This is a genomic window from Pseudomonas sp. SMV71, assembly GCF_052042015.1.
GTDB lineage: Bacteria > Pseudomonadota > Gammaproteobacteria > Pseudomonadales > Pseudomonadaceae > Aquipseudomonas.
Genome location: NZ_JBKGGU010000049.1, coordinates 1 through 2,550, shown reverse-complemented (window position 1 = coordinate 2,550; position 2,550 = coordinate 1). Strand labels below are relative to the sequence as shown.

At 64.4% G+C, this 2,550-nt stretch carries 1 protein-coding gene; it reads left to right on the top strand.

All coding sequences use genetic code 11. From position 1 onward, the window contains the following. A partial coding sequence (locus ACLEJQ_RS25695; protein ID WP_440799898.1) for a condensation domain-containing protein occupies positions 1-2,550 on the top strand: 2,550 nt, incomplete at both ends.

Genomic DNA, 2,550 nt, shown 5'->3' with positions numbered 1-2,550 from the left:
CTGGGGGAAATCGAAGCGCGGCTGAACGCCCTGGAGCCGGTGCGCGAAGCACGGGTGCTGGCCCAGGAAGGACCGAGCGGCCAACAACTGGTGGGCTATGTGATCCCGACAGCGGGCGCCGCCGACCCCGCCAACCTGCGCGAACAGATCAAGGCCGGGCTCAAGGCCGATCTGCCGGACTACATGGTGCCGACGCACCTGTTGTTCCTCGATCAATGGCCGCTGACCGCCAACGGCAAGCTCGACCGCAAGGCCTTGCCGTCAGCGGACGCCAGTCAGGTGCAACAGGATTATCTGGCCCCGCAAAGCGAGATGGAGCAACAGCTCGCAGCAATCTGGCAGGACGTGCTCAAGGTCGAGCGGGTAGGGCTGAACGACAACTTCTTCGAGCTCGGCGGCCATTCGCTGTTGGCCACGCAGATGGCCTCGCGTATCCGTCAGGTCCTCGGCCTGAACCTGCAATTGCGCCAGTTGTTCGAAGACGCCAGCCTCGCTGCCTGCGTGGCCGCGCTGGCGCCCAGCGACGGGTTACGACCGGCGAGTATCCCCCGGATTGCCCGGGACGAGGCGCGGCTGCCCTTGTCTTATGCCCAGCAACGCCAGTGGTTCCTCTGGCAGATGGAACCCCACAGCGCCGCGTACCACATTCCAGCGGCGCTGCGGATTCGCGGCACGTTGGACCTCGACGCGCTGCGCCAGAGTTTCGCCGCGCTGGTGCAACGCCACGAAAGCCTGCGCACCACGTTCGTCCAGGTCGCCGAACAAGCCTTTCAAGTGATTCATGCCGAACTCGATCCGCCGGTGATTCCCGAGGTGCTCGACGGCGCGGCAGGCACCACCGCCGAACAGATCCAGGCGTTCGTAAGGCGTCAGATCAGCCAGCCATTCGATCTGCAAAACGGTCCGCTGCTGCGGGTGGGCTTGTTGCAACTGGCAACCGAGGAACATGTGCTGGTGCTGACCCAGCACCATATCGTCTCCGATGGCTGGTCCATGCAGTTGCTGGTCCAGGAGCTGATCCAGCGCTATGCAGCCTATAGCCAGGGCGAGGCGCTGACACTGGCCGAGCTGCCGATCCAGTACGCCGACTACGCGGTGTGGCAGCGCCAGTGGATGGAAGCCGGTGAACGTGAACGACAGTTGGCCTACTGGACCGATGTGCTGGGTGGTGAGCAGCCACTGCTGGAACTGCCGACCGACCGTCCGCGTCCGGCCCGGCAGAGTTTTGCCGGTGCGCGCCTGGGCATCGGCCTGGCGCCGGAGTTGAACCGACAATTGCGGCAACTGGCCCAGGCCGAAGGCTGCACGCTGTTCATGGTGTTGCTGGCGTCTTTCCAGGCGCTGTTGCATCGCTACAGCGGTCAGGCCGACATTCGGGTCGGCGTGCCCATCGCCAACCGCAACCGCCTGGAAACCGAAGGGTTGATCGGCTTCTTCGTCAACACCCAGGTACTCAAGGCCGAGGTCGACACGCAGCAATCCTTCAGCGCGTTGCTGGCCCAGGTCAAGCGCGCGGCCATTGGTGCCGAGGCACATCAGGACCTGCCGTTCGAGCAGTTGGTCGAGGCGCTGCGCCCCGAGCGTAACCTGAGCCACAGCCCGCTGTTCCAGGTGTTGTACAACCATCAGAGCGTCGCTCGCCAGGCAATTACAACGCTGCCAGGGTTGGTCATCGAGGCGCAGGAGTGGGAAAGCCAGACCGCGCAGTTCGACCTGACCCTCGACACCCTGGAGGCCGAAGGCGAACTCAGTGCTGCATTGACCTTCGCCACCGACCTGTTCGATACCAGCACCATGCAACGCATGGCCGACCACTGGCTGAACCTGCTGCAAGGCATTGTCAGCGCCCCTTCGCAACGCATCGGTGAGTTGCCGCTGCTGACCGCCAGCGAGCAACAACAGGCCATCGCCCAGTGGAACCCGGCGCCCGGTGATTTCCCGAACACCGCCTGCGTCCATCATCTGATCGCTGAGCAAGCACGGCTGCGACCTGAGGCGATTGCCCTGCGTTTCAACGCCGAGACCCTGACCTACGGCGAACTCAACACCCAGGCCAACCGCCGTGCCCATCAACTGATGGACCAGGGTGTCGGTCCGGATGTGCTGGTGGGACTGGCGGTGGAGCGCGGGTTCGACATGCTGGTGGGCCTGCTGGCAATCCTCAAGGCCGGTGGCGCCTACGTGCCGCTGGACCCGAGTTATCCCCAGGAGCGCCTGGCCTACATGATGCAGGACAGCGGCATCCGCCTGCTGCTGACTCACGCGTCGCTGGTCGAGCAATTACCGGTTCCGGCAGGTGTGCAAACGCTGCTGCTGGACGCGGACGTCAGCGAGTTCGCCGACAGCGATCCGCAAGTGACGATGGACGCCGCGAACCTGGCCTACGTGATCTACACCTCCGGCTCCACCGGCCAACCCAAGGGCACCTTGCAGCCGCACCGCAACATCCTGCGGCTGTTCGACGCCACCCAGGCGTGGTTCGGCTTTGGTCCGGCGGATGTCTGGAGTCTGTTCCATTCCTACGCCTTCGACTTCTCGGTCTGGGAAATC